The organism is Devosia polycyclovorans, assembly GCF_042181575.1.
In the GTDB taxonomy this organism is placed as follows: Bacteria; Pseudomonadota; Alphaproteobacteria; order Rhizobiales; family Devosiaceae; genus Devosia; species Devosia polycyclovorans.
Window position 1 is genome coordinate 26842 of sequence record NZ_CP170085.1, and the last position, 26748, is coordinate 53589.

Below are 26748 nucleotides of genomic sequence, written 5' to 3' on the forward strand. Positions count from 1 at the left end.
GCTATCCGATCAGCCATAAACCGCCCCGCTCGTCGCCACCTCAACACGAATGATAATCTTGCATTATCGTTTGTTTTGCTCATTATAGAGAGAATGCCCCAAAATCACGACGCGAGCACCGAAAACGACGCCCAGGACGGCTCAGGTCGACCACAGAGCATGCCGGCACCCGTCGGAATTTCGTCCACTAAGAACGGCGGTGTCGAAACGGACAAAATCGACGACCAGATGGAGGCAGCCTCAACCGAAGCCCCTGCCCTATCACCTGCTTCTACCGGCGTTCCGGTGCATCTCGAGCATCTGGCCAGCCGGGCCCGCGATTATGTTGAGGCCGCCAGTTCGGCCAACACCCGCCGCGCCTATGCCTCAGACTGGAAACACTTCCTGGCCTGGTGCCGTCGCCAGCAACTGGAGCCCCTGCCCCCAGATCCGCAGATTGTTGGCCTCTACATCACCGCTTGCGCAAGCGGTACCGTCGCCGCAGGCGGTCGCGCCAGTTCTGTTTCAACGATCGAGCGGCGCCTTTCCGCTCTGGGCTGGAATTTTACCCAGCGTGGGCTGACGCTCGATCGCAAGGATCGGCATATCGCCACCGTACTCGATGGCATTCGCAACACTCATGGACGGCCGCCAGTCCAGAAGGAAGCGGTGCTGCCCGAGGACGTCATCGCCATGCTCGAGACCCTCGATCGCGGCACCCTGCGCGGCCTGCGCGACCGAGCCATGCTGCTGATCGGCTTCGCCGGGGGTCTCAGGCGTTCCGAAGTCGTCGGGCTCGACGTCGGCCGCGAGCAGACCGAGGACGGCCGGGGTTGGGTGGACATCCTCGAACGCGGCATGGTCTTGACGATGCGTGGCAAGAATGGTTGGCGCGAGGTCGAGATCGGCCGGGGTTCATCGGACAGCACCTGCCCCGTCTCGGCGCTCGAGACCTGGTTGAAGCTCGGCCGCATTGGCCATGGCCCGCTATTCCGTCGGGTCACCGGCGAGGGCAAGACTGTCGGCCCGGAGCGGCTCCGCGACCAAGAGGTGGCGCGACTGGTAAAGCGTGCAGCGGTTGCAGCCGGCATCCGTGGCCATCTTTCGGAGGCCGAGCGCAAAGGAAAATTCGCAGGGCACTCCCTGCGGGCTGGACTCGCGAGTTCAGCCGAGGTTGATGAACGCTATGTGCAAAAGCAACTCGGTCATACATCGGCTGAAATGACCCGGCGCTATCAACGCCGCCGTGATCGGTTTAGGGTCAATCTCACCAAGGCTGCCGGGCTTTAAGCCCCTGCCCTATCGATTTATAGGCATATTATGGATGCCGTTCAGCTCATGCAGAGCCTTAAGAAGCGATATTGGTCCACCGTCACCTTGGCGGACATCCTGGGCTGTCCCACCGTGGTGGTGATGGGCTGTTATTATGGCAATGCTCCGGTTCCTCAGGCGGTCGGAGAGTGGCTGGCGCGGCTTGCCGAAGCCCATGACAGCAATCCCCCTACACTCGATCAGCAGGATCAGCCGTAATGCAGACAACCATCGATCGGCTGAGCCAAGAACTGTCTAGCCGCTACGTGTTCTACCTGGAGACGCTGCTGGTCGAGCTGGTCGGTGAGGGTGGTGCCTTGCAGTTCCAGTGTGGTTTCAGTCTTAGGAGCGATCACTTGCTGCGCACCTGCAAATTTGCGGTCTCTTCCACCGAATGGTCGACCGATGCGGAGCGTGACGCCATCGCGTTCGCCGTCTTCGAGGAACTGGAGCACTTCATCGACGAAGTGATCGCCGAACACCATCAGGACACAAACTGAAGAAGATCACTCATGACCGATGACGATGAGTTGCCTATTGGCAAAAGCATGCAGGACTTTACCGCCGAGGTTCGCGCAACCGCTTATTTCCTCTGGGAGCAATCCGGGCGTCCAGCCGGTAGGGAAGACGAGTTCTGGTATAAGGCTCTCGATCAACATATTCGCGCGCGCGCGAACGCCGAAAAACTCGATGAAGAGCCGCCCCCGCGCTCATAATCAGCGACTTTATGAAGGGCCCCTTGCCCGATTGAAGCTCGGGCGAGGCATGAACATCCAACCAGGTCGAAATGTCCGCCGATCCGCGGGTCAGCCTTAGATCGGCGCAGTCCCGGCATCATCCCCAAGACAGCTGATCGCGAGGCAGCCGGCCGCTTGGATCGAGGACCTGGACCTGGTGGGGCAGATCGGGGCCCCAATCCCAAAGTACTAGATTGCGATCCTCATCCTCGGCACCGGGAGCAAAACTGGGCACCAAAATCCCGGCGGTCCCGCTCGCGCGCAGCCGATCATAGATCGACCAGGACGCTGGCCGATCGCCGTTGCTCAGTGCTGTTGCCCAAGCGCAGCCCATTTCTTGAAGCGTCACATCGAATGCCCCCCTTCCCTCCTCGCGGGTCAGATCAACGATGTCGTCGCAGTCGATCTCGTAGGAGCACAGCACGGTAGGATCCAACCGATGCGCAAAGCCCTGGCTGACCTCTTTGATCGCCGTCATGATGGTCAAACCGAGATAAAGCGCCGGGACACCCTTGGGATTGAACCGGGCACCACGAAGTGCAGCCCCCTCGCCCGAAAGCGGCTTGTATGCCCATTTAGGATCATGCGCGCGATAGCAGGAGCCAGTAAACCTCACGCAAATCCGCCAAGTGCCATGTGATCGAGATATTCTCGTACCGCGGCAGCCTTGCCATCCTTGATCAGCGCCTCAGCTGTTCGCCCTCCGAAAGCGGGAAGCGGCTGAGCGCGATACCAAGCCATGGCCTGATCTTTACCCCCTGCCCACTCCGACACCCGACTAATGATCTCCAGCATCTCCCGCAAACGCCCCTGAGCTTTGGGCGCACCAATCCGTGTAGAGCGATAAAGTGTTTCTCGGGCAAGGCCGGCAGTCTGGGCAAGCTGGGTCTTTGACATGCCAAATCCGTCCGCGACCCGCTCTGCCGCAATTTTTCCAGTGGAATCCATATACAACAGGATCAGCGGCTCCGTAGAGAACGCAGCATTCTGCAAGGGTGCCATCGCCAACCTCATCTACTAACACCTGTCAATCAGATGTCATCAATATATGTCATTCAACATGGCAACTCAAGAGTGTCGCCCCCCGAGATTTCGGTACCAAGGCCGCTTCGGGCCTCAGGAGAATGCCTCAGGCATAAACCCCCGCACGCCCTGCCATCCGACACAGGGTCATAAGTGGTCTTGCCCGCCCAGCCAGGAAAGGGCTGGTGTTTGAACCAACTAGCGGCCTGACTTTCGTCAGGACCGAGCGCTGCCTCCAATATGGGCTCGCTGTTTTCGTGGTTGTCGCTCTTCGAGGGACGCCAACCAGTCGCGCAAGTTCTGCTTGGGTCACTCCGAGCTGCTCTGAAAGCCGAAGTGCTATGAGATAGTGCAATCCGCAATCTCCGGTCAGCATGTTCGCCTCCGGTCACAAATCGCACGGTTATTGCCCAAACTTTGCGCTAAGCCAGCTCCCTTCTGTGTCACTTTTGCTTGCTGCCAGGTTTTGCAAGGCTGACGCGTAGAGATTCGCTGACCTCCAACCGCTGCTGCGTTCGCGCGATGCTTTGGGCTGTGTTCAACTGGCCCTCTACGACATTCACGTCCCTACCCACGCTTTTGGCGTCCTCAAGTTTGGCCCGCAACAGCGCCATGATCATCGGCCAGGCCGAGAATTTCCCTTCTTTGGCGCGATCGGTCAGATTTCGGAGGTATCCGCCTGGGCTGCGTACTGTCTCCTGCTTCTGGTAGATCGCGGCCAGCGTAATCGCCGCCTGCCGCTCACCCATGGCCATCTTGCTCTCCTCCCAGGCGCTCGGGCTGACACCCAAGACCGGGCGCGCCAGTTCGACCGCGGCAAGAAACTCACGCCAGTTTCGGATTTCGCTTCCGCCCTTCACCAACCACCGTGCGTTGGGGCAGGCATCGAGCACAATTCCAAGGGGAAGCTCACGTTGCGGCAAACTGCGAACATTGTCTGGTTCGCTAGCTCTGCCGCTCGCTTCTTTTTGTTTTCCTAAGCCGCTTTCTAAATCAGATTTAGGTTCTGGTTTTGAATTCTGTATGTGGCGCTCAATTTGAGACTCATTGGCGTTCAGATTTTGAGAATTGATGAACGATTCCAGCATCTCACGAATTTCCGACCACAGCGTGTCCAGCTCGCTCGCAATAGCTTCGAAGACCTGTCTCGGCGCAGTCCTGGGCAATCGAGCAATAAGGGCCCTGTACTGGTTCTGCAAAGCGCCCCAGTTGCCCGGGATTCCCTCATCAATGCCAGTCTCGATCATCTTGACGATGTCCCGACGGCATATGGTTAGCCGTTCCTTTACGAGCCGAAGAGCTTTGCGTTCGGCCTTAATCCTGTCTGCAAGCGCCTTAAACTCGGCTGCTCGTGCAACGATCGGCGTCAGATCAAAACCATAGGCCTGTTCGACATCCCCGTCCTCTCCCCTCCGCGCAAAGCGCTTGCCGTTGGGGCTGTCGCGGCGAATGACCAGGCCGCAATCGACGAGGTTTGCCAGATGGCGCCGAAGTGTCGCCGGCGACATCCCATTGGCTCGTGCGATGAGCTGTTCGTTTGACGGCCAGACAATGAGCTGGCTGTCTCCGTAAAGGGCCGTTTCCGGATGGAACGACAGTAGCGCGTCCAAGATGGCAAGGGCGCGATCAGAAGCGCCAAGGGCGACACGCGCTTCCTTGATGTCTTGGAATACGCGCCACTTGTGTACGGTAGCCTCTGGAGGAGCGCTCTGGGCGGCCATTTGATTTACGACCATGCCGAGCGACATTGATCGCCGCCCAAAGGGCGTCGTTGCGGGATGGGAATGCATTATCTCTTACCTAGTGATAGGCAAAAGAAATCTGGCCGCTGACACGGTGTTGGCCACTAGGGCCTTGACTGCGATTCCGGGAAGTGCGATTCTCGTGTTACCACACTACGAGAAGGCTTCCGGATTTCGGTTTCGGGGGCCTTTTTCTTTTGCGTGTTGATTTTTGACGCGTTTGTTGTGTGTCTACTCGCCCCCCTGTTGCCTGAATTCCTCATAAAGATCGTCTAATCGCGCAGCAACGAAGGCCCCAAAGTTTGGCAATCGTTTCTCGTCGAAGGTGATAGCGGTCTGACCCGCCCGCTGATCAATTTTGGCAGCACGCTTTCCGTTGGGTGGACCCCAGCCTTTTGACTTGCTAGCTCCGGTAGCCGATGGTGCCAAAGCTTTTAGAACAAGCGAGAACCTCTGATCGCTATCGGCGGAGGAAAATTTCTCAGACTGAATCACCTCATCAACTCTGGATGAAGCTTTGGGTTTATCGAGTGCCTCAACTAACGAAGTCCATCGAGCGCGTCCGACCTTCGCTGCAGGACCAATCTTCCTCGCCAAGTCTTCGGGAACCCGTCTTGCGACAGCAATGTAGCGGCTAAGGTCTGCTTTGTCGGCACCTAGCGCAGTCAGAATGATTGATCGGTCGTAGCCTGAGTCTTCCAAGCGCCTGGCAAACAGAGCTTTCTCGATGAAAGAAAGGTCAGATCGGTCAAGATTTTCTCGACCTTGTGCGACAACCATCTCTTCATCAGACAGTGTACGAACGATCGCTCTAACAGGTTGACCAAGTTGACCTAGGGCACGAAGGCGACGCCGGCCATATGCGATCTGAAAACGCCCCGAAGCGCCAGGATGCGGACGAACCAAAACTGGAACTTGCTGGCCCTGCTGCTGGATGCTTGCAACCAGCAAGTCGAATCCAGGGTCAATGTCCGACGGAAGGCGATCAGCAATCGGTGAGGGATCTACGAGCGACGGATCGATGGAAACTACATGGTCCCCGGCATCGATTTGTTCCTGAAGTCTTGCCGCGGCCCTAGCGCCTAGCGTCAACTCTTGGAGCGAAGACCCCATGGCTGAAATGGCGCCACTTTTCACGCGCTCCACGTTCTTGATTGCGGGCTTTTCTGTGCTTGCAGGACTCTGCTTTCCCAAAAAGAGCGAGTTCAAAGAATCCTTTCGGCTCATCTTTCCACCTTGCGCACACAAAGTTGGGAGCTCCCAACTGCGTTCCGGCACCACTGTTCGGCGCTTGTGTTGGGAGCTCCCAACTCATTCCATTCCGCTGCGATCTCACGGTCGATCATAATCAATGCCGTCCCCAAGCCGCCCGCATCAGTCCTTCGATCTCTCTATTGACCGCATCAAGCGACTCCATCGCGCGATCGTATGTTGAGCGCGTGAGATTTTCTCGCCCGATTTCATAGAGCGTCTGCTTTGTCAGGCCAGCGTCAGAAATCGCTGCAGACTTGACCATCGGGTTTGTAAGGACGTGATCGTCGAACAGATTTCTGAGCAGGGCGGCCACCTTGGTCTGCGGCCCATCTTGCGGCTCATAGCGCGTAAGCAGATAGCGCATGAAATCGTACTGCAATCTTCCGCCAGCATCACGGACTACGCCCAGAAGGTCACGCGTCATCAACAGAAACTGGCTCATAGAAGCAACGTCCAGCATTTGCGGGTGTACCGTCACTATCATCGACGTTGCTGCACACAATCCGCTAAGGGTTAAAAATCCCAGCTGGGGAGGGCAGTCCAACACTACGACATCGTATCGATCAGAAACTTGTCCAATCGCATCTGCAATGCGGGCGAAGAAAATTCCCTGATCCGACTTCTGTCCGCCCATCAACGCCCTTGGCGTCGTATGTTCGAACTCCATCAGTTCAAGATTGCCTGGAACTAAATGAAGTCCGTCAAAGTAAGTCTCGCGGACAATCTCACTCATCTGCTTGCGGCCATCGTCGTACCTGATGGCGGCATAGAGGGTTTCATTCGCTCCGACATCGATCTCCGGCATCACACCAAGCAGCGCGGACAAACTCGCTTGTGGATCAAGATCTATGGCCAGGACACGATAACCTTGAAGCGCCAAAAACTGAGCAAGATGCGCCGATGTCGTCGTTTTGCCAGAGCCGCCCTTAAAGTTTGTTACAGCGATGACCTGTAGGTGTTCACCGTCCCGGCGATGAGGCACAAACTCAATCGCATCCCTTCCCCTCACGCCGTTGGCAAGATATTGCCTAATTTCATTGATTTGACCTAACGTATAGTGCCTACGCCCATTCGAACCTATGTCCGGCTGAGGCCCTTCGCCGGCCAAAGTCATTTTCCGAAGCGTAGAATCAGAGACGCCCATCAGACGCGCGGCCTCTCCAGACGTAAATCGCCGAAGAGCCTTATGCGACGTTGGCGGGAACATGGCCTCGCTAAGGGCCTGCAGCTGCGAACTCAGGAGCTCTGCATGCGAGCCTATTGTCTCATCGGCGTCAGGGCCGAGGACCAAATGAGACTTAGCAGACGTGTTCACGGTATGGAGCTTTCATCACGGAGGATCGGCGAAATCAGGAGCCTTTCCGTGACGATACGCGAGTCTTGCGTATGTGCAAGAAATTATTGGTTAATGAACTCTTATCCACGAATTGTCGCCTTACATGCAAACTGACCAAACATCTGTTTTCTCGGACGTTTTGAGCCCAGTCTAGCCAATTGGACGTAAATCGCACCTTCGGAATACCCAAGGTCTCACGTCGTCTTCCCACAGTGGTTTGGTTGCGATCTCGATGATACAACGATTCTGGGCCACGAAGCGCGCGGGGCCTGGGGCGTAGTAACCCCACACAAGTCGACTGGATGCTCGTACGCATCCGACTCCCAGACCTATGGTCGGGGAGCCTGCGGCGTATGCAACAGGCTCTTCGAGCTAAAGGCCGTAGGGACCGTACTTGTGCGGTTTACTAACTCCCCGATCACCAGGAATGGAGATTGGTGGGGGCGCACCACCAGACCGAGACGCAAGACCAGGTCATGATAACAGTCCAGCCAATGCCGGCAGACAGGACGGCACTCGAAGCCGAAGCCCTCGAGACCAAAGAGCGATACCAGCAGCTGCTTAAGGCCGCTGAACGGGCGCAACAGGCCGTCGCCAAGGCTGAAGCGAACAATTGCCTGGGCAAACTGCGGAGTGCGCGATCGAACCTTCGTCAAGCGCAAGCGCTTCTCAGCGCCGAGCATAGTGCGCTTCAGGCGCTCTTTCGGCAGCTCGGATATATCCCAAAGGGCTCGACTATACCGAGATCCAACCGCGATCGAGGGCGATCAACGCCGCCTGCAGCGTCGTCTTGACCCCCAGCTTTTCTCGGGCAGCCTGAAGTTGCTGCTCGACAGCGCGTGATGACACGCCACGAATGATCGCAATGTCTGCGCTCGTCTTGCCCTGGCCAAGCCAAGTCAGGCATTCGAGCTGCTTGATGGTCAGCGGGCAATCTGCCGATCGCAATAGGTCCATGTCCCGGCGGCTCAACAAGCTGTCGAGATAGGCGGCCAAAGAAATCCAACTGAACTGATCAGATGCATTGTCCGCTGAGGGCGATTGCTCATCTGAGGCCGAAAAGGTGAGTGCGGCCTTCATGCCGAAGCCGCGGTCGATCGGAATCGAAACGCCCCAGCGAATACCAAGAGAAGCGGCATCACGCATAAACCTGGCCGTCTTTCGGGTTTGTCCCTTACTGCTGCGGTCACGGCCCCATACGAAGGGTTGAGTTGAACCACGGGCATATTGCACCACCGGATCGATGTCGAACAAGCGCTCAGAAAGATAGTGCTCCTGCCAATCGACGGCGTAGTTGGAAAGGCCTTTCATATTGGCCTCCTGCAGCGACAGGTAGGTGAACCACTCAAAGCCGTGGCGATGGGCAAATCGGGTCAATGCAGCTTCGATCTCCTGCTGATTGGTTGCGACCGCGATAGTTTCTTTAAGTTCGTGCACCATCTGCCGACGCAGCTTCACCATGCAGAAGTTCTCCCCGGTTGTTGTGATAAGCGAATGTGCCGGCCGCCATTAACCCGGCAACATGAGTGAGGCCGCTTCGGTATCCCGAAGTTCGCAAAGCGCCAACAGTTCTCTACTGGTCACCCGATCATTAGTTCGGGGGAGCAGATGCAACTCATCTCAGTTCGGCAGGGCGATCACCAGGATATTGTCAGACAAATATTTGCGCTACGCGCGCGAGTATTTGCCGACCGTTTGGGCTGGAACGTGACAGTGCGCAATGGTGAGGAACACGATCAGTTCGACGATCTCGATCCCATATATCTCTGCATCCTAGACGGCGGACAGGTTTTGGGCTGTGCCCGCTTTCTACCCTGCAGTGGACCAACCATGGTCCGGGACGTGTTTTCGGCGTTGGTCAACCATCCAGAAATTGTCACCGGAGACCGAATGGTCGAGAGCAGCCGATTCTGCGTCGACAAAGATGCGATGCGGGCAGGGGTTCACACGGGTGAGCAGGATGCAGCAACGCTGCTGATGACCGGAATGATCCAATGGGCCTTTGAAGAAGGCTACGGAGAAATAGTCACGGTGACCGACATTCGCGTCGAGCGACTATTGCGCCGCGTTGGCATTTCCTTCGTGCGCCTGGGCCCACCATCCAGGGTAGGCAACACCATCGCCGTGGCCGGACGCGTGTCGACGGACCAGGTGGTCACCAGCGGCCCGGTTGCCGACCGCACCATCCTGCGCCTGTCTCAAATCGCATCAGCGGCCTGATCCGGAGACAGTTATTATGGAGCAGGAATCCAGACGCCGGCTGGTTGCCGGACTGCGTGACGCATTGGGACCGAAAATCTGCGCGGCACTCGAAGAGCCCAGCGTCGTTGAAATCATGGTCAATCCTGACGGCCGAATGTTCATCGAGCGGATAGGGCAGGGGACTGGTTTCGAAGGTGAGCTGGCGCCGGGCGCGGCCGAACTTGTCATCGGCAAGGTGGCGCATGCGCTGCGTACTGAGGTGCATGAGGCAACGCCCATCCTATCCGGCGAGTTGCCGCTGGGTGGCCATCGCTTCGAGGGTCTGCTGCCGCCCGCGGCGCCTCGACCCATGTTCACGATTCGAAAGCGCGCGTCACAGCTCATTCCGCTCGAAACTTACGTCACCACCGGCGTAATGACGGCGGCGCAGGCCAGGGTCATCAAAGACGGCATTAAGCGCCGCCTCAACATCGTCATCTCCGGCGGGACCGGCACGGGCAAAACCACGCTCACCAATGCCATCATCGGTGCCTTGGTCGACATCGCGCCCGAGCATCGTCTGGTCATCCTTGAAGACACAGCAGAAATCCAGTGTGCCGCTGATAATCACGTGCTTCTGCACACGACCGACACGGTCGACATGACGCGCCTGGTTAAGTCTACCATGCGGCTGCGACCTGATCGCATCATCGTCGGCGAGGTGCGCGATGGCGCTGCCCTCGCCCTTCTCAAGGCCTGGAATACCGGGCATCCCGGCGGCATCGCCACCATCCACGCCAATTCCGCGCGCGGCGCCCTAACACGTCTCGAACAATTGGTCGCCGAAGTCAGCACGCAACCGATGCCTGAGGTAATCGGGGAAGCCGTGGACCTCATCGTATCGATTGAGCGCATCCCGAGCGGGCGCCGGGTGCGGGACCTCCTCAAGGTGGATGGGTTCAAAGACGGCGCCTATCGCCTGAGTTCTGTTGGCGAGCCCGCCTATACATCCAAGGGAAATCTCCATGTCGCGTAACCTTTTGACCATTCGGTGCTTGGTGATCATGTCTGCGCTGCTGGCGACGCCGGCCCTGGCCAGCAGCGGCGGCGGTCTGCCGTGGGAAGGCCCGCTCGAACAAATCCAGGAGTCCATCACTGGACCAGTAGCCGGCGCCATCGCACTGGCAGCTGTCGCCATTGCCGGTGGCATGCTGATCTTCGGTGGCGAACTCAACGATTTTGCGCGGCGCCTCATGTACATCGTTCTGGTCGCCGGCATTCTACTAGGCGCCACCCAGATCGTTGGCCTATTCGGCTCGGCTGGCGCTTCGATCGGCGTCCCAACGGGGCAGGGGTCTATTGTGGAGATGCTCCATGACTGATCCTGAGGGCCAGCTCGAAACCGCACGCATTCACCGCGCTCTGTCTCGCCCGACACTGCTCTTTGGCGCTGATCGCGAACTGGTGCTGCTCACGGGTCTGGCGGCAATCATCCTGATTTTTGTCGTGCTGACGCCGGTTTCGGCGATGCTCGGCCTTGGGATTTGGATCGTGCTTGTGGGTCTCTTGCGCATGATGGCCAAAGCCGATCCACTGATGCGGCGCGTCTACCTTCGGCACATCCGCTATGCCCCAGTCTATCGTCCAACCTCTACTCCGTGGCGGCGGTACTGAGCATGGTCGCATTGGCTCGTTTCCGCCATTCTGGCGCGTCGTTTTCCGATCTGCTGCCCTATGCCGGGATAGTCGATAACGGCATTGTCCTTCTTAAGGACGGATCGCTCATGGTCGGCTGGTACTTTGCCGGGCCTGACAGTGAGAGTTCGACCGCGTTCGAGCGCAATGAAGTGTCGCGTCAGATCAATGGCGTTTTGGCACGCCTCGGCACCGGCTGGATGATCCAGGTTGAAGCGGTTCGGGTCCCGGCCACCGCCTATCCTCAAGCCGACCGATCGCACTATCCAGACCCTGTCAGCGCCTTGATTGACGAGGAGCGGCGGCGTCATTTCGAGGCGGCCGACGGTCACTTTGAAAGCCAGCACGCCATCATCCTGACCTATCGGGAGCCTGAGAAGCGCAAGTCCGGCCTCCTCAAATACGTCTATGCCGACGACGCCTCGCGCTCCACCAGCTTTGCCGACCGCGTGCTTGAGCAGTTCAAAACCCAGATTCGGGAATTTGAACAGTATATGGCCAACATCGTCTCGATCCGGCGCATGGTCACACATGAGACCAGGGACACAAGCGGTGTCGCGATTGCCCGTTATGACGATCTTTTCCAATTCGTCCGCTTTTGCCTCGTGGGTCAAAATCACCCGGTGCGCCTCCCGGCCATTCCCATGTATCTCGATTTTCTGGCCACGGCCGAGTTCCATCATGGTCTCTCGCCCATGATCGATGGCCGCTACCTGCAGGTGGTGGCCATCGATGGTTTTCCAGCCGAAAGCTGGCCCGGCATTCTTAATGCGCTCGATGCACTGCCGCTGACCTATCGTTGGTCGAGCCGCTTCATGTTTCTCGACCCCATTGAGGCAAGGCAACGGCTTGAGCGCACGCGCAAGAAATGGCTGCAAAAGGTTCGACCCTTCGCCGACCAGCTGTTCAAGACCAATAGCGGCGCGCTCGATCAGGACGCTATGACCATGGTTGCGGAAAGCGAAGACGCCATCGCGGCCGCCAATTCTCAAATGGTCGCGTATGGCTACTATACGCCGGTCATTGTCCTATTTGGCTCAGACGAAAAACGGTTGCAGGAACAGGCTGAAGGGATTCGTCGGCTCATTCAGGCCGAAGGCTTTGGCGCCCGCATCGAAAGTCTCAATGCTACGGAAGCATTTCTCGGGAGCTTGCCGGGCAATTGGTACGCCAATATCCGCGAACCGTTGATCCATACCCGCAACCTGGCTGATCTGGTGCCGCTCAATTCGGTCTGGTCGGGTGAGCCGGTTAATCCATGTCCGTTCTATCCGGAACAGTCCCCACCGCTGATGCAGGTGGCATCCGGCTCAACGCCATTCCGGCTCAACCTGCATGTCGGGGATCTCGGGCACACTTTGATCTTTGGGCCCACCGGCTCGGGTAAATCGACGCTGCTGGCCCTGATCGCGGCACAGTTCCGGCGCTATGAGGGCGCGCAGCTCTTCGCCTTTGACAAGGGCAGGTCCATCTATCCGCTGACCCTGGCTGTCGGCGGTGAGCATTATGATGTCGGGGCAGGGGAGGGGCTCACCTTCTGTCCCCTCGCCGCGCTCGATACCGACAGCGACCGGGCATGGGCCAGTGGATGGATCGAAACTCTGCTTGAGATGCAAGGCGAGACGGTCACACCGGACCTGCGCAACGCCATTGCGCATCAGATCGGCCTGATGGCGCAGTCTCCGCGCCGTTCACTGTCGGACTTCGTCTCCGGCGTACAGCTGCGGACCATCAAGGATGCGCTGCGGCACTACACCGTCGATGGTCCGATGGGCCACCTGCTGGACGCTGAACAGGACAATCTGCAGCTTTCAGATTTTCAGACCTTTGAGGTCGAGGCCTTGATGAATATGGGCGATCGCAATCTCGTGCCGGTCCTGCTCTATCTCTTCCGGCGCATCGAAAAGCGGCTCGATGGGGCACCAAGCCTGATCATTCTTGATGAAGCCTGGCTGATGCTGGGCCACCCCGCCTTCCGCGAGAAAATCCGCGAGTGGCTCAAGGTCTTGCGCAAGGCCAATTGCGCGGTCGTTCTTGCAACCCAGTCGATTTCTGACGCCGATCGGTCAGGGATCATGAATGTCCTCAAGGAAAGCTGCCCGACCAAGATCTGCCTGCCCAATGGCGCTGCCCGGGAAACTGGAACCCGCGAATTCTACGAACGCGTCGGGTTCAACAGCCGGCAGATCGAGATCATCGCGACCGCAGTTCCAAAGCGCGACTATTACGTGACGTCGCCGGATGGCCGGCGCCTCTTCGATATGGCGCTTGGACCGGTCACCCTCTCTTTCGTCGGCGCCTCGGGCAAGGATGACATCCGCCAAATCGAAGACCTGCATGCCCGTTTCGGCGCGGACTGGCCACGCCATTGGCTTCAACTGAGAGGGATCGAAAATGATCACACCCATGTCGCTGTTTAGCCGACTGTCCGCTTATGCCATGGCGTTGCTTTGCACAGCCAATCCAGCTCTCGGCGCCGCTGCTGTGGGTCCGGCAACGGAATGGACGCAGCTTTTGAACAACATGCAGCTGCTTGAGCAGTCGGGGCAGGGGGCGCAGCAACTCGCCAATCAGAGCACGCAGCTGCTCAACGAGGCCGAGATGATCATGAACCAGCTCGATCAGTATCGCGCCATGCTTCAAAACCTCGAAAAGCTCCCCAATGAAATCTGGGGCGATGCCGTAGGCGATTTGCAGCGCCTCCAGCAGATCGTCGCGCAGGGCGAGGGCATCGCCTTTTCCATGGGCGGTCTCGATGACATCCTCAAACAGCGCTTCCCGAGCTTTGCCGAATTTGCCCAAAGCATTGAGGATGGAGAAACCTTCTCCGACCTTTACGCGAACTGGTCAGATACCAATCGGGACACGATCAGCGGGACCTTGGCCCAGGCCGGGCTGCAATACGACCAATTTCAGACTGAACAAGCGACAATGCGCCAGTTGCAGACGCAGTCCGAAACAGCTGTCGGGCAGATGCAGGCCTTACAGGTTGGCCACTCAATTGCCAGCGAGCAAGTTGGTCAGTTGCAGAAACTGCGCGGGCTCGTCGCTCAGCAATCCACCATGATGGGCACCTGGTACCAATCCGAGCAGGCGGCAAAGGATCTGGCGCAGCAAAAGCGCGAGGATTTTTTCTCGAGCACCGCCCCAGCGACATCTGGTGGCCAAGCAATGGAGCCACGGTGGTGATGGGGTCCCGGAGCAAAACCATTGCGATGATTGTGACGGCCACGGTTGCGGTGCTGTCGTTCAGCGCCGTTCTATACGTGACACTTGCCGGCGGCAGCGTCCCGCTTCGTTCTAATTCAGCGGATGGTTCCGAAAGCGAGGATGCGTCGGACCAGCACGACCTGCAGTTCCCCACCTCGGGTGGCCAAGACATGCGGCCTCGGTGGTAGTCATGACACGGAGTATCGCACACCGACCTACACTTGGCGCCCCTGCGATCCGTGCTCGGATCGGCGCTATGTTCTTGTCCTTCGCAATTATGAGCGCACAGGCCTTCGGGCAGGATGGAAGCACGCTAACCGAGCTTGAAAATCAGGTGAGGTCCGCAACTTTAGGTTGGGAGGAAACTGTTCTAAATGCCGCTACGTCCCTGTTCTGGATTTTGGCAGGCATCGAATTCGGCATTGCCGCAGTTTGGCTGGCGATAGCGTCGCCTTCCCTGGAAACCTGGTTTGCGGAACTGGTACGCCGCATTCTCTTCATCGGCTTCTTCTTATTTGTGCTGCAGCAAGGTCCAAACTTTGCAAAAGCAGTCGTTGACAGCTTGTTCCAGCTGGGAGCGCAAGGTGGGACTGCCTCACCGGCAGACGTCTTCAATGCGGGAATACGCGTTGCCCATCAGCTTGCCGAACAGATCCGCTTCGGACTTTTCGAGGACAATGCCACTTCAATCGCAGCGGTTATTGCCGTGTCGATCGTGGTTGTCTGCTTTTCGCTGGTTAGCGCAATATTTGTCTCCGTCCTTGTCGAAATGTACGTTGGTCTGCTTGCTGGCATGATCTTGCTGGGGTTAGGCGGTACCAGCTTCACCAAGGACTTTGCCATTAAGTACCTCGTCTATGCCTTTGGTGTCGGCATGAAGCTGATGGCGCTCGTTATGATCGCCCGCATCGGCTCAGAAATCCTCATAGGCATGGCCAATGATGTCAACACGGGTCAGGAGTGGCTTTCATCGCTCGTGATCGCGGGGCTGTCCGTCGTTGTCTTCATGATCTCCCTGCACGTCCCCGGCATCATTCAGGGCGTTGTCCAAGGCGTCTCGACCAGCAATGGTATGGAAGCGATCCGAGGCTCGTCACAGGTCGCAACCTTTGCCGGCGCCGCGACCAGTGGGATCGGCGCCGGTGCCGCTGCGGCAAATGCAGCGCGCGCATCGGGGTCGGGAGCGATGGGGGCAGCCATGGCCGGGATGAAGGCCGGCCTTTCGACCAGTGCACGCAACACCGCAACGGACGCTCTCAATAAGTCGGTCGGACTTCACGGCGTCAGAGGTGCCCGCACCCCGTCGATGGGGCTCGATAATCCCAAGATCAATAATTCATCCAAATAGACCGCTCGGTCTGATCAGCATCAGAGGAGATCGCCGTGACGACGCTCAGGCATCCCGACAACCCCTATCTTGCTGCGCGCTACGAATGGAATGAGCGCTATGGCAGCGCCACGCGTGCGGCCACTGCATGGAGAAGCATCGGCGTTCTTGCCATGGGAATGGCGGTCATAGGTTTCGCTTACGGCCTTTATCAGTCCAGCCAGATCAAGCTCGTGCCCTATCTGGTCGAAGTCGATCAACTCGGAAATGCTGTATCCGGCGGTTTTCCGGCGGAACTGCAATATGCCGACGTACGCGTGATCCGCGCAACCTTGAGCGGCTGGATCGCAAATTTCAGGTCCATCACACCAGACACCGTCGTTCAGAAGGGTTACATCGACCGTACCTATGCGCTGCTCCGCCGGCAGGACCCGGCGACCGAAAAAGTCAATGACTGGTTCCGGAATAATTCCCCGTTCGACCGGGCACGCACTGCGACGGTCTCGGTGGAAGTGAGCAATATCGTCGCCCTCTCCGATCAGAGCTATCAGATCGATTGGTCAGAAATCGAACGGGACCGCGGGGGCAAAGAACTGCAAACCCGCCGTTGGCGAGGCATCGCGACGGTTACCCTGTCACCACCCCAGGACGAGGCGATTATCCGCCTCAACCCTATCGGCCTTTATCTCCAGGATTTCGACTGGACGGCCCAACTCTAGCACCTTGGAGAATGTGATGTTGAAACGAAGGACGCCGCGCCTAAGCGCGTGCGCGATCGCAGTGCTGTTCGGCTCAGTCATGCCTGGGTTCGCGCAGAGCGCAGAGTTCAATGCCAACAAGGGGGTGGATCTATCGAACCAGTGGCAGAATGACGGCGCGGTAATGACTCGTGGGCCCGATGGCCAGGTCATCTATCTCTATGGCGAAACGCAACCCACGGTGGTCTGCTCACCGTTGCAGCTTTGCGAAATCCAGCTCCAGGCTGGCGAGGCCGCGCACGATGTGCTGGTCGGTGACACCGTGCGGTGGCAGGTCGAGCCAGCCTCCTCCGGGTCATCGGAAGGGCAAAGGATCAGCATTATTGTCAAGCCGGCAGAAGTAGGTCTCAAAACCTCGATGGTCGTGACCACGTCACGCCGGACCTATCACATCAATCTGCAATCGCACGCCACCGAATATATGGCGCGCGTCGCCTTCAGCTACCCGGACGAAATCCGTCAGCAGCTGGAAGTAGTCAACCAGCGGATCGCCGCCAGCGTCATTCCAGGTGCAGGTGTGCCGGCCGAACAGTTGAGCTTTGACTTTTCCATGGCGGGCGATGCCCGTTGGAAGCCGACCCGCATCTACACCGATGGCATGAAAACCTACATCCAGTTCCCCGCATACCTAGGCAGCGGCGATGCCCCGGTCCTTTACGTCGTGTCCGGTGGCGAGAACCAGATCGTCAATTACCGGCTTAAGGACGACATGATGATCGTTGACTACCTGGTTGACCGGGCCGTGCTGATTTCCGGTGTTGGGAGCAGCCAACAAAAAATTTCCATCAGCAGGGGCGGGTGAGCGTCATGGCTATTTCAAAAAGCGTGCCGCGTTGCATTGCGGTGCTGGCAATGACCGCCATCCTTGTCGGTTGCGCCACCACGGGCGGCTACTTTTCTCCCATGGCCAGCCTCGACGCAGCCGAACTCGATACTGCTGCCGCGAACGGCGTTGCCGCAGATCTGGTGACCCAGCTGGAGCAACATGTCGGAGCTGGAACCGGCACGATCGCGCTAATGTCCGATCAATCGACCTTCGCACTCGCCCTCGAGCAACATCTGCGGGAACGCGGCTATGCCGTGGATCCGGAGGCACAGGGGGCTGATGCCATTCCGCTAGCCTTCACTCTCGACACCGGTGACGGGCTGGTCTTGGCACGCCTCTCCACTTCGACCGTTGAGCTGACCCGTTTCTATGCCGTTTCGGATGGTGGCGTGGCGCCGTCAAGCCCGGTCTCCGTGCTTCACCGGGAGAATGAATCGGGGGCGTCCAGTGAGTTCGTTTGACCTCTCCGCCGGGAAAGACCCTGGGGCACCGCGCATTCGGCGCCTCAACCGGCTCCCTGTGTTTGTATTTATTGGGCTCGCTGTCGTCTTCTTTTCAGTCATCGTATGGGGGCTTTCGCAGCGCGGCTTGTTCCGAGTCAACCAGCAGCCAGAGCAAGCGCAAGGGCAGCCAGCCAGCGATTTCGCCGACGAAATCAAACGCGGAATCTCTGATGGCATCATCGGAGAGCCACGACCCGAGCCTTTGGTCATTCTCCCTCCCGAGGTTAGTGAAGCCGGCGAGGACATGCCGGCGGCAAACCCGTTTCAGCCTACAGGTCGGCCTCCAGCACAGGCTTCGTCACTCGAACCAGAGGCGGATTGGCGCGAACGCTTGTTGCGCGAGCAGGAAGAAGCTCTGGTGCGCGAACAGAACCGCCAGCAATTGGCTGCAGTGCAAGCCCAGGCCAATGCGCGGAACAGCCCAATGGGGGTGGACATATCGGAGCTGGCGGTAGGGCAGGGGCCTTCGGAAAATTTGTCTGCCAGCCCATCACCCATCCTGGGATCAGGTGGGATGGCAGAGCTCTACGCCTCAGCGATGCGTGCCGCGACGTCAGCTCCGACCGATGATCCGAACAATCAATCCGGCAAGGACGCATTTCTCAATCAGGATATTGAGGATCTCGGTTATCTCCCGAAACAGGTCGTGCAGCAAATGTCTCCTTATGAGCTCAAGCGCGGCTCAGTAATCCCTGCAACACTCGTCACAGGGATAAACTCGGACCTGCCTGGACGGATCACGGCTCAGGTGCGCCAAAACGTGTACGACAGTGCTTCTGGTCACCATCTACTCATTCCACAGGGGACTAAAGTCTTTGGACGATACGACTCTGAGGTGTCATTCGGACAGGAACGGGTTCTTGTAATCTGGACCGATTTGATCTTCCCCAATGGTTCGACACTGCAGATTGGTGGCATGGCCGGTATTGACACGCAGGGCTTTGGCGGGTTTCGGGATCAGGTGGATAACCATTTCCTGCGCATTTTTGGCTCTGCTATCCTCGTGGCGGCGATAGGCACGGGGCTGGATGTGCTGTCTCCTCAAGCGGATAGGCCGGCTGTTCAAGCACAATTAGGGTCGCGAAACCTGCAAAATGCTGCCGGGCAGAACTTTGCAGAAACCTTCGATCAAGTCGCCGGCAAGACGCTTGATCGGAACTTGGAGGTCCAGCCAACACTGGAAATTCGGCCCGGATACAGGTTCAATATCTTGGTCGACCAAGATTTGAATCTCTCAGCGCCATATAGCAGTTAACTGCCGGCCAGCTACGCGCCCCATTCCTGCCATTCGGACCGTTAGTCAGTTCGCTTGAGAGCAGTCGGTCCGCATGAGGGAAGCGCACTGGGCACGGACCTACGACCGCGAGGGATCACGCTGCTGGGCAACATGCTCATGACGGGTGGAGGGGGCGACTGGCAGGACCCTGCAGATCGGCTCGACCCATAATGCCCACGATGTTTGTCGATCAAGGCGATCCTCGCTTCAGTCGGCGGCCGAGCTCCGCCTGGGCGAAGTATGCGGAGGCTTTGCGGAGGATCTCGTTAGCCATCCATGCCAGACCAAGGCGGCGCCTGTCGTTAAGCCTGATGAGGTGATCTAGACCATGCCGCCCCCGGAGCGCCGAGAATAGTCTCGGCATGGACAGTCCGACTGAAGAGCGGCGTCAAGTTGCCCTTCCCTGTTGACGTCATAGCCAAGTGAGCGAACCTCGGCGACAGTGGTCTCAAAGTCAAAACCTTCGCAAGGGCGTATTGTCATAGTCATCGATGACAGGCAGACACCAACATACGCTACGCCTGGCATTGACATGACGGCGTTCTCAATGGCTGCGACACAACCGTCACAGCCCATCCCCTTGACAGCGAAAGTCAGCTTCTCCGCACGGGTCATGTCTCGAAGGTCACTTTGCCGGCCATGTCGAATTCATAGATATCATCACGGAAGCTGACCACGCCATTGCGGTTGGCCCACGCCGAAATATAGGTCGTATGGATTTCCGGAGGACTGCTCACGTCCACATCCTTACGTTCTCCGGTCGCGAACACGGTTTGAATATCTGATGGTCCCCAGTCGCCGTTGTCGCGAAGCACCCAAGCAACGAAATCCTGCACCTGATCCACACGCACGCAGCCCGAGGAATAGAATCTGGCGTTTTCGCCGAACAAGCCTTTGGTCGGTGTGTCGTGGAGGTAGACTGCGTGGGGGTTGTGGAAGTTGATCTTCACGTTCCCCATCGAATTCAGCGGTCCCGGATCCTGTCGGAAGCTGTAGTTCACCGCCTCCTCGGTCTGCCAATTGATCTGGCTGGGCTGCAGTTCGTTTCCGCTGCCATCGAAGATCCGAATCTTCTGCTCTGTCAGATAATTTGGATTCTCATTCATGTACTTTATCAGGTCGCGCCGGATGATCGACACCGGCACGTTCCAATACGGGTTGAAGTTGATCTGATGGATGCGACTCTTGAGAATGGGGGTTTGCCGATCAATTCGACCGACCACGGCAGTGTGTCGCCGCTGGACCATACCACCTTCCACCACTTCGATGAACGCTGCGGGAATATTGACCACGACGTAGCGGTCGGCAAGTTCCGACACCATATTCTGCACGCGGAGCAAGTTCAGCCGAAGCTGGTGCAAACGTGTCTCTGCCGGGACGTTGAGTGCATACCAGGTTGCCTCGTCCACTTGTCCGCTGACGTGCAGTCCGTGGCGGGCCTGAAACCGGCGCAATGCGGCATCGGTGGGCGCATCCATGACGTCGTCAACCCGCTCGACCATGGCCATATCTGCGGATGAAAGCAGGCGGCGCTTGAGTTGGATAACACCATCGCGTGCTACGCCAATGGTGACGCCATATGTCTCCTGCGGCACCTGCTCCCAGCCGCCGCTCGCGACGAACGGCTCGTACTGGGCGATCGCCATCTGAAGGTTGTTGGCCGTGTCATAACTCAGGATCGGCTCAACAGTGTCGATGGCCTGAATGGCGGCAGCGCTGTTTGCCTCCCGTTCTGCATCGCTGAGCGAACGGTTCTGGTTCATCATATCCCAAAGAGACTGGGCCCTTGCCGACTTTATCGTCGGGAGGGTGGCGGCAGCAATGCCCATGGGCAGTAGCCCGAGGAAATTTCGTCTTTTCATCGTTCTCATCCTGTATTGGCGTTCGTGCGACTGAGCGCCGAAATACGGCTGCGTCGGTCGAGTTGCGATCGCGGCGCAGATGAAACGCGGAGGACGGAAATGCTTGGACCTTCCAGAGTTGACCGGCGGAGCTTCGTCGGCCGCTGGGCCGAAAATCGAGATCCCGTTATTGATATCAAGGACCACCCCTACCGGCGCCACGATTGCATACGCAACAGGGTAACAGCGCTTGGCGTGGTGCGTGTGTTGCAACGCCTCGTCCTCAGTGTCGTCCTGGTGGACCTCTCCGAGACATGCTGCTTCTGAATGACCGATAGCTGTCGCCTGCTGCACCGTGAGCGCCATGGCCAATGTGCCGATTAGCATCAGCATGGGAATGATCCTGCGACTTAATGTTGGTGTCATCACTCACTTAACCGTAGCGGCAAACCCTGCGCACATTAGACTAGGGCCGAATTCGGCGACAATGCGGTGACGAGGGTTTGAAGACATCCCCGAAGTTCGCAAGCGGCAAGCACGACGACATCGGCGATGACAGGATCACGATCTTTCCTGCGATAGGCACCTCGAACCATGGAAGTGAACCGCACCGGGACTGTCGGAGGCTCTAACTCCCAAGTAGGATAGAGCCTGATGAGCAAGACAACGAACAAGTTTTCCCCCGAGGTGCGAACCCGGGCGGTGCGGATGGTGCTGGTCGCGCTGGGCGGCCGTGGTTTCGGTTTCCCAGAAGATCGGCTGTTCGGCCCACACCCTGAATGACTGGGTGAAGAAGGCCGAGGTCGATGGTGGCCGGCGTGCTGGAGTGCCCAGCGATGTGGCCGAGAAGCTCAAGGCTCTGGAGCGGGAGAACCGGGAGTTGCGGCAGGCCAACGAGATCCTCCGCAAAGCCTCCGCGTACTTCGCCCAGGCGGAGCTCGGCCGCCGACTGAAGCGAGGATCGCCTTGATCGACAAACATCGTGGGCATTATGGGTCGAGCCGATCTACAGGGTCCTGCCAGTCGCCCCCTCCACCCGTCATGAGCATGTTGCCCAGCAGCGTGATCCCTCGCGGCTGTCGGCTCGCGCCCAACGCGATGAAGCCCTCAAGCCTGAGGTCATGCGGGTCTTTGCCGAGAACTTCTCGGTCTATGGGGCCCGCAAGGTTTGGCGGCAGATGCAGCGGGAAGGGTTCGATGTTGCGCGATGTACAGTGCAAAGGCTGATGCGGGACCTCGGCCTGCAGGGTGTCATTCGCGACAAACCGGTCCGCACCACGATCAGCGACAAGGCGGCTCCTTGTCCGCTCGATCAGGTGAACCGCCAGTTCCATGCCCCGGCACCTGATCGGCTCTGGCTCTCTGACTTCACCTATGTCGCCACATGGGTCGGCTTCGTTTACGTGGCCTTCGTCATCGATGCCTATGCCCGCCGCATCGTCGGATGGCGTGCGTCGCGGATCGCCCATGCCAGTTTCTTCCTAGACGCCCTGGAGCAGACCCTGCATGACCGGCGGCCATTGCATGGAGGCGGCCTGATCCACCACAGCGATAGAGGCAGCCAATACGTGTCCATCAAGTACACTGAGCGGCTGGCCGAGGCCGGCATTGAGCCCTCAGTGGGCAGCGTTGGGGACTCTTATGACAATGCCTTGGCCGAGACCATCAACGGCCTCTACAAGGCAGAGGTCATCCATCGACGCGGCCCATGGCGCAGCTATGAAGCGGTAGAGTTTGCCACCCTCGAATGGGTCGACTGGTTCAACAACCGGCGGCTGCTCGAGCCAATCGGAAACATCCCGCCCGCCGAAGCCGAGGCAAATTACTACGCCGCACTGGATCAACCGGCTATGGCCGCATAGCTTAGACCAAATGGCCTCCGGCAAAGCCGGCGCGGTTCAAATTGCCTTTGTCACGATTTTGAGAACGCGTTGCTCCTACTCAATGAGTGCGGACTTGCCTTGTAACACACTCGTTATCGTCACGCCCTAAACCTTCTGTGGTTGTTGAGCTAACTGAACGGGCAAGATTAAGCGAGGCTCGTAGATGAAGAACTGGATCTCCCCTTTAATTCTCATAGCAGCTGCCCCCTTTTGGGCGAGCCATGCTCATGCTGAAACGGTCGACGTCTCCGAACTGTCCCACATCCATGGTGTGGCGTTTCTGCCAGAACCTTGGTCGGGCATCGCTTTGGCAACCCACAACGGCGTGTACCTGGTGAACAAGGATGGCCAAGCGAAGCTCGCATCTGCACCTGACGACTTCATGGGTTTCTCGATTGCTCCAGACGGAAGGCTCTTTGCCAGCGGACATCCTGCGTCCGGCGGGAACATCGGCGTCATCAGTTCAACCGATGGGGGGGCTACCTGGTCCCACATCTCGGACGGAGCGGATGGACCAGTTGATTTTCACGCCATGTCGGTAAGCCAGGTGAACCCATCTCTGATCTACGGCCTTTATGGCGGCGTACAAATGAGCATGGACGGTGGTGCGAGCTGGGTAGAGCGCGGTCCGGCGCCTGAGCAGACTATAGACATCACCGCGGGTTCTTCAGAGGGGCAACTGTTCGCTGGAACGACGGACGGCCTTATGCAGAGCTCGGACCATGGCGTTACGTGGTCACGCATCGGGCCAGCTGGTGTGCCTGTCACTGCCGTCTACATGGACACAGAGGGTTCTCTGTACGCCTACTACGTCGGCGCCGGCCTTCTGAGGCGCGGCATTGACGGCAAATGGGAAGAGATTTCGGTTCCAGTGGGGGAAGATGTCGTCCTGCATCTCGCCGCGGGGAATAGCGATGGCGATGATCTGGTCGCCGTTACGCAGAAAGGCAATGTGCTCGCCAGTATGAACGGTGGCGAAAGTTGGGCTCCGTTTGGGCAGTGAGCCGCGCAGGACTTCTGCTGGCATTCGTTTTGCCGCTGATACTCGCCGCCTGCAGCGGATCGGAAGATGCCGGCAGAGGTCTCTACACAAAGTTTTGTGCGAGCTGCCACGGTACGAACTTGGAGGGCCAGCCCGATTGGATGCAGCGATTGCCCAGCGGCCGGTTGCCCGCTCCTCCGCACAATGCCGATGGACACACCTGGCATCACTCCGATGAGCAACTCCTGATCATGATACGGGATGGTTTGGAAGCCATTGCTCCCGGATACGAGACTGACATGCCTACGTTCGCTGACGTTCTGTCAGATGAAGAGATCATGGATATTTTAGAGTACATCAAGAGCACCTGGCCCAAGCGCGAGCGCGATTACCAGCAGGCCCGCAGTTTGCCATCCAAGGACTAGTGCAGCATAATCGCGCCCATGGCGGTGCTCCAATATGCTGGGTTCAGTGTTGCCCCGCAGATGGTCCTCGTGGGATATTAATAGAATCACTTCTACCGACCAGACTCCTGGTGGATGAGTGTCCGCCAATTCGGGAACCGCGCGTGAGAACGTACAGAACCATAGCCACTGTCCTGGCCGTTCTTGTGGTCTTGCTATCGGGTTTCGTTGGAGCGCACGCCGGAGACTGGCAGTTCGATGGAGGTCGGCACCAGGTGGAGGAACGCTCCTCAGTCTCGGAGCCCGGGCATCATGAAAACGTTTCGCATCATCAAGGCGACACAGCACTTCATTGCGGCGTTCTAATTCTTGGCCCAGCCGAGCACCCAGTGGATTTCAACATGCCTGCAATCCACCAATACGGTGCCTACACCGCCACGAACATCTGGCTCGACATCAAGTCCAACGACTTAAGACCGCCGAGCTGCTGAGCCACATCGCAAGATCGCTCTGACAACTCAGCACTGGATTACTGATGAATCGACATATTTCTTACCTGGGGTCCTTGGCCTGCGGGATACTCCTTATTGGAGCCATATCTGCCCTGGGCCACAACGGTGCGACTGGCATTGTTGGCGAACGCATGATGGGAATGATGATGTTGAGCGAACAGGTCAAAGCCCTGGCGCCGATCGCATCCTCACCTGGCCAAGGCGACGAAGAGACCGTTATCGCAGCGGCGGAGATGATCGCCATGCACGCCGGACCCGCCATGACTGACCTTTTTCCACCAGATAGCATTGAACCTCCGTCCGAAGCGAAGCCTGCAATATGGGCGCGGTGGGAGGAGTTCAGCCAGCTTGCCGATCAACTCGGGGTGCTGGGGGAGGAACTTGGGCAGGCAGGAGAACGCATGCTCGAACCAGCAAACGGAATGTCAGAAGCAGAGGAAACGGTAACGAGTGGGCCTGCCACTGAATGGGCGGCGATGGATTTCGAGTGGCTCATGGGATTGGCCCCCCAGCGAGCAGCGAACCTGACCTCTGACAGAGAAGCGGCTCAGTCCACGCAGTCTGAAGAGGCGATCGCCATCCGCACGGTAGGCGAAATCTACTCGGACATTGCCGCGACATGTGCGTCGTGCCATTCACAGTTCAGGCGGTAGCCATGTTCAGGCTCAGAACTGCCCTCGTCGCTCTTATAATCCTCGTTTCGCTCTCACTGCTCGCACTTCAAATGTCGCCCCTCCCAGCGCCGACTCCTTTGACGCAGGGGAACGGAGACCCGAAGCGTGGTGCCTATCTGGCGCGGCTTTCTGGCTGCGTCACATGTCACACCCGTGCTGGAGGAGAGCCGCTGTCGGGTGGCGACGCGCTCAACTCTAGATTTGGATCATTCTACGCGCCTAACATCACATCTGATCCCAACGTTGGGATCGGGTCCTGGACCTTTCAACAGTTCGCGCGAGCGGTCCGACAGGGTGTTTCCCCGGAAGGGGAGGCGTACTACCCCGCTTTCCCCTACGAGTTCTATGCCTCGCTGACGGACCGCGATCTAGCAGATCTCTGGGCGGCAATCCAAGACACGCCGCCCTCAGACAGGTTGTCCAAGAGCCACGAAGTACCATTCCCCTTCAATCTGAGATCCGGAATAAAGCTCTGGCGTACACTTTTCGAAAAGCCCTCCGCATATGTTCCTGATTCCAACAAGTCCGCCTCCTGGAACAGGGGACGATACCTTGTGTGGGGGCCGGCTCACTGTGCGGCCTGCCATGTTCCTCGCAACATGGCCGGAGGCCTCCCCAAAGATGAAGAACTGGGCGGCGACCCCGCCATGCTCGATGGACAAAGTTCCCCACCAATAACTCCTCAAGCTCTGGCCTCCAGAGGCTACGACAAAGACACTTTGGTGCAGGCCCTGCGTTCGGGTGTCACGCCAGATGGGGACGTCTTTGGTGGAAGCATGTCAGAAGTTATCCAAGGTAGTACGCGTTACCTTCTGAATCAGCACTTGGAGGATATGGCGACGTATCTGCTCGACCTTGAGTAGGAGCTCAGAACGAATGGCAAGAGTGGCTATCCGCAATCTCCTCGGTGGTCGTTTACGCTTGTCGCCATACTCGTCCCCTTGTTTGTTTGCCCCAAGTGGGGGCCGCGCCCGGACATTGCGAATCGTTTCACCGATTGGCCGTTCACCAAAACCATTAGTCAACGCCAATGTTGTGGCGGTTTACCCGCGTGCGACAATTGGGTGCTGGCAGGATGCGCGGGCTAGGGTATATTCCTGTCCATGATGGGAGCATTGGTTCGAAAAGCTCTGACTGTTGTGGTCGCCGTGATGCTCATGGCGACGAGCTTCGCCATGGCCCATGACGGCGCTGCAAGCATCGTTGCCGACGATCGTTGCGTTACAGCGGACGTGCCGCACGGACATCAACACTTCGAAGTCTATCAAGATGAAGCGAGTTGCGTAGGTTGGCC

27 protein-coding genes, 2 pseudogenes and 2 other annotated features are annotated in these 26748 nt (G+C 58.1%); of the genes and pseudogenes, 20 read left to right on the plus strand and 9 right to left on the minus strand.

Features of this window, described 5'->3' with window-relative positions:
- Positions 1–228 precede the first annotated feature (228 nt).
- Genes ACE4RL_RS18915 through ACE4RL_RS18930 form a run of 4 tightly spaced genes read left to right on the plus strand, consistent with a single transcriptional unit; the run spans position 229 to position 2006 of the window.
- The gene (locus tag ACE4RL_RS18915) at positions 229–1269 is read left to right on the plus strand and encodes a tyrosine-type recombinase/integrase (protein ID WP_375600403.1); all 1041 of its coding nucleotides are present in this window, start codon (positions 229–231) and stop codon (positions 1267–1269) included.
- A gap of 30 nt (positions 1270–1299) precedes the next feature.
- The gene (locus ACE4RL_RS18920) at positions 1300–1509 is read left to right on the plus strand and encodes a hypothetical protein (RefSeq protein WP_375600351.1); all 210 of its coding nucleotides are present in this window, start codon (positions 1300–1302) and stop codon (positions 1507–1509) included.
- Positions 1509–1790: a hypothetical protein gene (locus ACE4RL_RS18925; RefSeq protein ID WP_375600350.1), complete on the plus strand. Its 282-nt coding sequence runs from the start codon at positions 1509–1511 to the stop codon at positions 1788–1790. The genes ACE4RL_RS18920 and ACE4RL_RS18925 overlap by 1 nt, the downstream gene beginning before the upstream one ends.
- A 12-nt stretch (positions 1791–1802) precedes the next feature.
- Positions 1803–2006: a DUF2934 domain-containing protein gene (locus tag ACE4RL_RS18930; RefSeq protein WP_375600349.1), complete on the plus strand. Its 204-nt coding sequence runs from the start codon at positions 1803–1805 to the stop codon at positions 2004–2006.
- 118 nt (positions 2007–2124) lie between these two features.
- Here the strand turns inward: ACE4RL_RS18930 and ACE4RL_RS18935 are convergent, their stop codons facing one another.
- The 5 genes from ACE4RL_RS18935 to repA form a co-directional block, all read right to left on the minus strand.
- Positions 2125–2643 (minus strand): RES family NAD+ phosphorylase, encoded by a 519-nt coding sequence (locus ACE4RL_RS18935; protein ID WP_375600348.1) that lies wholly within the window; start codon positions 2641–2643, stop codon positions 2125–2127.
- Positions 2640–3029 (minus strand): MbcA/ParS/Xre antitoxin family protein, encoded by a 390-nt coding sequence (locus ACE4RL_RS18940; RefSeq protein WP_375600347.1) that lies wholly within the window; start codon positions 3027–3029, stop codon positions 2640–2642. The genes ACE4RL_RS18935 and ACE4RL_RS18940 overlap by 4 nt, the downstream gene beginning before the upstream one ends.
- A 464-nt stretch (positions 3030–3493) precedes the next feature.
- A complete protein-coding gene (repC, locus tag ACE4RL_RS18945; protein WP_375600346.1) occupies positions 3494–4840 on the minus strand; it encodes a plasmid replication protein RepC in 1347 nt (448 codons plus the stop codon).
- A gap of 183 nt (positions 4841–5023) precedes the next feature.
- Entirely contained in the window at positions 5024–6019 is a 996-nt protein-coding gene (gene repB, locus ACE4RL_RS18950; protein WP_375600345.1) for a plasmid partitioning protein RepB, read from the minus strand.
- A gap of 121 nt (positions 6020–6140) precedes the next feature.
- Positions 6141–7361, minus strand: a complete 1221-nt coding sequence (gene repA, locus ACE4RL_RS18955) for a plasmid partitioning protein RepA (protein ID WP_375600344.1) — start codon at positions 7359–7361, stop codon at positions 6141–6143.
- Positions 7362–7876: 515 nt separating this feature from the next.
- Here repA and ACE4RL_RS18960 point away from each other — a divergent pair.
- Entirely contained in the window at positions 7877–8176 is a 300-nt protein-coding gene (locus ACE4RL_RS18960; RefSeq protein WP_375600429.1) for a transcriptional repressor TraM, read from the plus strand.
- Here the strand turns inward: ACE4RL_RS18960 and ACE4RL_RS18965 are convergent.
- Complete coding sequence (locus ACE4RL_RS18965; protein ID WP_375600343.1) at positions 8118–8843, minus strand: autoinducer binding domain-containing protein; 726 nt, start codon at positions 8841–8843, stop codon at positions 8118–8120. The two genes, ACE4RL_RS18960 and ACE4RL_RS18965, sit on opposite strands and share 59 nt — an antisense overlap.
- Positions 8844–8990: 147 nt before the next feature.
- Here ACE4RL_RS18965 and ACE4RL_RS18970 point away from each other — a divergent pair, with 147 nt between their 5' ends.
- The 11 genes from ACE4RL_RS18970 to trbI all read left to right on the plus strand — a co-directional run bounded on the left by ACE4RL_RS18970 (position 8991) and on the right by trbI (position 19137).
- Positions 8991–9602, plus strand: coding sequence for an acyl-homoserine-lactone synthase (locus tag ACE4RL_RS18970; protein ID WP_375600342.1), 612 nt, complete (start codon positions 8991–8993; stop codon positions 9600–9602).
- Between the two features lie 16 nt (positions 9603–9618).
- Entirely contained in the window at positions 9619–10599 is a 981-nt protein-coding gene (gene trbB, locus ACE4RL_RS18975) for a P-type conjugative transfer ATPase TrbB (protein ID WP_375600341.1), read from the plus strand.
- Positions 10589–10945, plus strand: a complete 357-nt coding sequence (locus tag ACE4RL_RS18980) for a TrbC/VirB2 family protein (RefSeq protein WP_375600340.1) — start codon at positions 10589–10591, stop codon at positions 10943–10945. Before trbB ends, ACE4RL_RS18980 begins: the two co-directional genes overlap by 11 nt.
- The gene (locus ACE4RL_RS18985) at positions 10938–11237 is read left to right on the plus strand and encodes a conjugal transfer protein TrbD (RefSeq protein ID WP_375600339.1); all 300 of its coding nucleotides are present in this window, start codon (positions 10938–10940) and stop codon (positions 11235–11237) included. The genes ACE4RL_RS18980 and ACE4RL_RS18985 overlap by 8 nt, the downstream gene beginning before the upstream one ends.
- A gap of 2 nt (positions 11238–11239) precedes the next feature.
- A complete protein-coding gene (locus ACE4RL_RS18990; RefSeq protein ID WP_375600338.1) occupies positions 11240–13678 on the plus strand; it encodes a conjugal transfer protein TrbE in 2439 nt (812 codons plus the stop codon).
- A complete protein-coding gene (gene trbJ, locus ACE4RL_RS18995; RefSeq protein ID WP_375600337.1) occupies positions 13665–14447 on the plus strand; it encodes a P-type conjugative transfer protein TrbJ in 783 nt (260 codons plus the stop codon). The genes ACE4RL_RS18990 and trbJ overlap by 14 nt, the downstream gene beginning before the upstream one ends.
- A gap of 277 nt (positions 14448–14724) precedes the next feature.
- Positions 14725–15816, plus strand: a complete 1092-nt coding sequence (trbL, locus tag ACE4RL_RS19000; protein WP_375600336.1) for a P-type conjugative transfer protein TrbL — start codon at positions 14725–14727, stop codon at positions 15814–15816.
- Positions 15817–15845: 29 nt separating this feature from the next.
- Positions 15846–16514, plus strand: a complete 669-nt coding sequence (gene trbF / locus ACE4RL_RS19005) for a conjugal transfer protein TrbF (protein ID WP_375600401.1) — start codon at positions 15846–15848, stop codon at positions 16512–16514.
- 16 nt (positions 16515–16530) lie between these two features.
- Positions 16531–17355 carry a P-type conjugative transfer protein TrbG gene (gene trbG, locus ACE4RL_RS19010; protein WP_375600335.1) on the plus strand — a complete coding sequence of 275 codons (825 nt, stop codon included), beginning with the start codon at positions 16531–16533 and terminating at the stop codon, positions 17353–17355.
- Positions 17356–17360: 5 nt separating this feature from the next.
- Positions 17361–17840 carry a conjugal transfer protein TrbH gene (locus ACE4RL_RS19015; RefSeq protein ID WP_375600334.1) on the plus strand — a complete coding sequence of 160 codons (480 nt, stop codon included), beginning with the start codon at positions 17361–17363 and terminating at the stop codon, positions 17838–17840.
- Entirely contained in the window at positions 17827–19137 is a 1311-nt protein-coding gene (gene trbI / locus ACE4RL_RS19020) for an IncP-type conjugal transfer protein TrbI (RefSeq protein WP_375600333.1), read from the plus strand. Before ACE4RL_RS19015 ends, trbI begins: the two co-directional genes overlap by 14 nt.
- A gap of 105 nt (positions 19138–19242) precedes the next feature.
- Here trbI and ACE4RL_RS19025 read toward each other — a convergent pair.
- From ACE4RL_RS19025 to ACE4RL_RS19035, 3 genes and pseudogenes are all read right to left on the minus strand, one after another.
- Positions 19243–19429, minus strand: a pseudogene (locus tag ACE4RL_RS19025) (IS3 family transposase); the annotation flags it as partial.
- Positions 19288–19403, minus strand: a sequence feature (AL1L pseudoknot). Its footprint overlaps the pseudogene before it by 116 nt.
- A 50-nt stretch (positions 19430–19479) precedes the next feature.
- Entirely contained in the window at positions 19480–19773 is a 294-nt protein-coding gene (locus ACE4RL_RS19030; protein ID WP_116587605.1) for a heavy metal-associated domain-containing protein, read from the minus strand.
- The gene (locus ACE4RL_RS19035; RefSeq protein ID WP_165836741.1) at positions 19770–21392 is read right to left on the minus strand and encodes a L,D-transpeptidase family protein; all 1623 of its coding nucleotides are present in this window, start codon (positions 21390–21392) and stop codon (positions 19770–19772) included. The genes ACE4RL_RS19030 and ACE4RL_RS19035 overlap by 4 nt, the downstream gene beginning before the upstream one ends.
- A gap of 261 nt (positions 21393–21653) precedes the next feature.
- Here ACE4RL_RS19035 and ACE4RL_RS19040 point away from each other — a divergent pair.
- From ACE4RL_RS19040 to ACE4RL_RS19055, 4 genes and pseudogenes are all read left to right on the plus strand, one after another.
- A pseudogene (locus ACE4RL_RS19040) lies at positions 21654–22861 on the plus strand (IS3 family transposase).
- Positions 21915–22030 (plus strand) — a sequence feature (AL1L pseudoknot). Its footprint overlaps the pseudogene before it by 116 nt.
- Before the next feature lie 184 nt (positions 22862–23045).
- Positions 23046–23885, plus strand: a complete 840-nt coding sequence (locus ACE4RL_RS19045; protein ID WP_116587603.1) for an exo-alpha-sialidase — start codon at positions 23046–23048, stop codon at positions 23883–23885.
- A gap of 14 nt (positions 23886–23899) precedes the next feature.
- The gene (locus tag ACE4RL_RS19050; protein WP_375600400.1) at positions 23900–24289 is read left to right on the plus strand and encodes a c-type cytochrome; all 390 of its coding nucleotides are present in this window, start codon (positions 23900–23902) and stop codon (positions 24287–24289) included.
- 514 nt (positions 24290–24803) lie between these two features.
- Complete coding sequence (locus tag ACE4RL_RS19055; RefSeq protein WP_116587601.1) at positions 24804–25433, plus strand: cytochrome c; 630 nt, start codon at positions 24804–24806, stop codon at positions 25431–25433.
- Positions 25434–26748: the final 1315 nt, after the last annotated feature.

Coding starts and splice junctions, on each gene's coding strand:
- ACE4RL_RS19055 (WP_116587601.1), top strand. CDS start 24,804: ATGAATCGACATATTTCTTACCTGGGGTCCTTGGCCTGCGGGATACTC.
- ACE4RL_RS18940 (WP_375600347.1), bottom strand. CDS start 3,029: ATGGCACCCTTGCAGAATGCTGCGTTCTCTACGGAGCCGCTGATCCTG.
- repC (WP_375600346.1), bottom strand. CDS start 4,840: ATGCATTCCCATCCCGCAACGACGCCCTTTGGGCGGCGATCAATGTCG.
- ACE4RL_RS18980 (WP_375600340.1), top strand. CDS start 10,589: ATGTCGCGTAACCTTTTGACCATTCGGTGCTTGGTGATCATGTCTGCG.
- ACE4RL_RS18920 (WP_375600351.1), top strand. CDS start 1,300: ATGGATGCCGTTCAGCTCATGCAGAGCCTTAAGAAGCGATATTGGTCC.
- ACE4RL_RS18970 (WP_375600342.1), top strand. CDS start 8,991: ATGCAACTCATCTCAGTTCGGCAGGGCGATCACCAGGATATTGTCAGA.
- ACE4RL_RS18990 (WP_375600338.1), top strand. CDS start 11,240: ATGGTCGCATTGGCTCGTTTCCGCCATTCTGGCGCGTCGTTTTCCGAT.
- trbJ (WP_375600337.1), top strand. CDS start 13,665: ATGTCGCTGTTTAGCCGACTGTCCGCTTATGCCATGGCGTTGCTTTGC.
- ACE4RL_RS19035 (WP_165836741.1), bottom strand. CDS start 21,392: ATGCTGATGCTAATCGGCACATTGGCCATGGCGCTCACGGTGCAGCAG.
- ACE4RL_RS19045 (WP_116587603.1), top strand. CDS start 23,046: ATGAAGAACTGGATCTCCCCTTTAATTCTCATAGCAGCTGCCCCCTTT.
- ACE4RL_RS18925 (WP_375600350.1), top strand. CDS start 1,509: ATGCAGACAACCATCGATCGGCTGAGCCAAGAACTGTCTAGCCGCTAC.
- ACE4RL_RS18960 (WP_375600429.1), top strand. CDS start 7,877: ATGCCGGCAGACAGGACGGCACTCGAAGCCGAAGCCCTCGAGACCAAA.
- ACE4RL_RS19030 (WP_116587605.1), bottom strand. CDS start 19,773: ATGACCCGTGCGGAGAAGCTGACTTTCGCTGTCAAGGGGATGGGCTGT.
- ACE4RL_RS19015 (WP_375600334.1), top strand. CDS start 17,361: ATGGCTATTTCAAAAAGCGTGCCGCGTTGCATTGCGGTGCTGGCAATG.
- repB (WP_375600345.1), bottom strand. CDS start 6,019: ATGAGCCGAAAGGATTCTTTGAACTCGCTCTTTTTGGGAAAGCAGAGT.
- ACE4RL_RS18930 (WP_375600349.1), top strand. CDS start 1,803: ATGACCGATGACGATGAGTTGCCTATTGGCAAAAGCATGCAGGACTTT.
- ACE4RL_RS18915 (WP_375600403.1), top strand. CDS start 229: ATGGAGGCAGCCTCAACCGAAGCCCCTGCCCTATCACCTGCTTCTACC.
- ACE4RL_RS18965 (WP_375600343.1), bottom strand. CDS start 8,843: ATGGTGAAGCTGCGTCGGCAGATGGTGCACGAACTTAAAGAAACTATC.
- ACE4RL_RS18985 (WP_375600339.1), top strand. CDS start 10,938: ATGACTGATCCTGAGGGCCAGCTCGAAACCGCACGCATTCACCGCGCT.
- trbG (WP_375600335.1), top strand. CDS start 16,531: ATGTTGAAACGAAGGACGCCGCGCCTAAGCGCGTGCGCGATCGCAGTG.
- trbL (WP_375600336.1), top strand. CDS start 14,725: ATGTTCTTGTCCTTCGCAATTATGAGCGCACAGGCCTTCGGGCAGGAT.
- trbB (WP_375600341.1), top strand. CDS start 9,619: ATGGAGCAGGAATCCAGACGCCGGCTGGTTGCCGGACTGCGTGACGCA.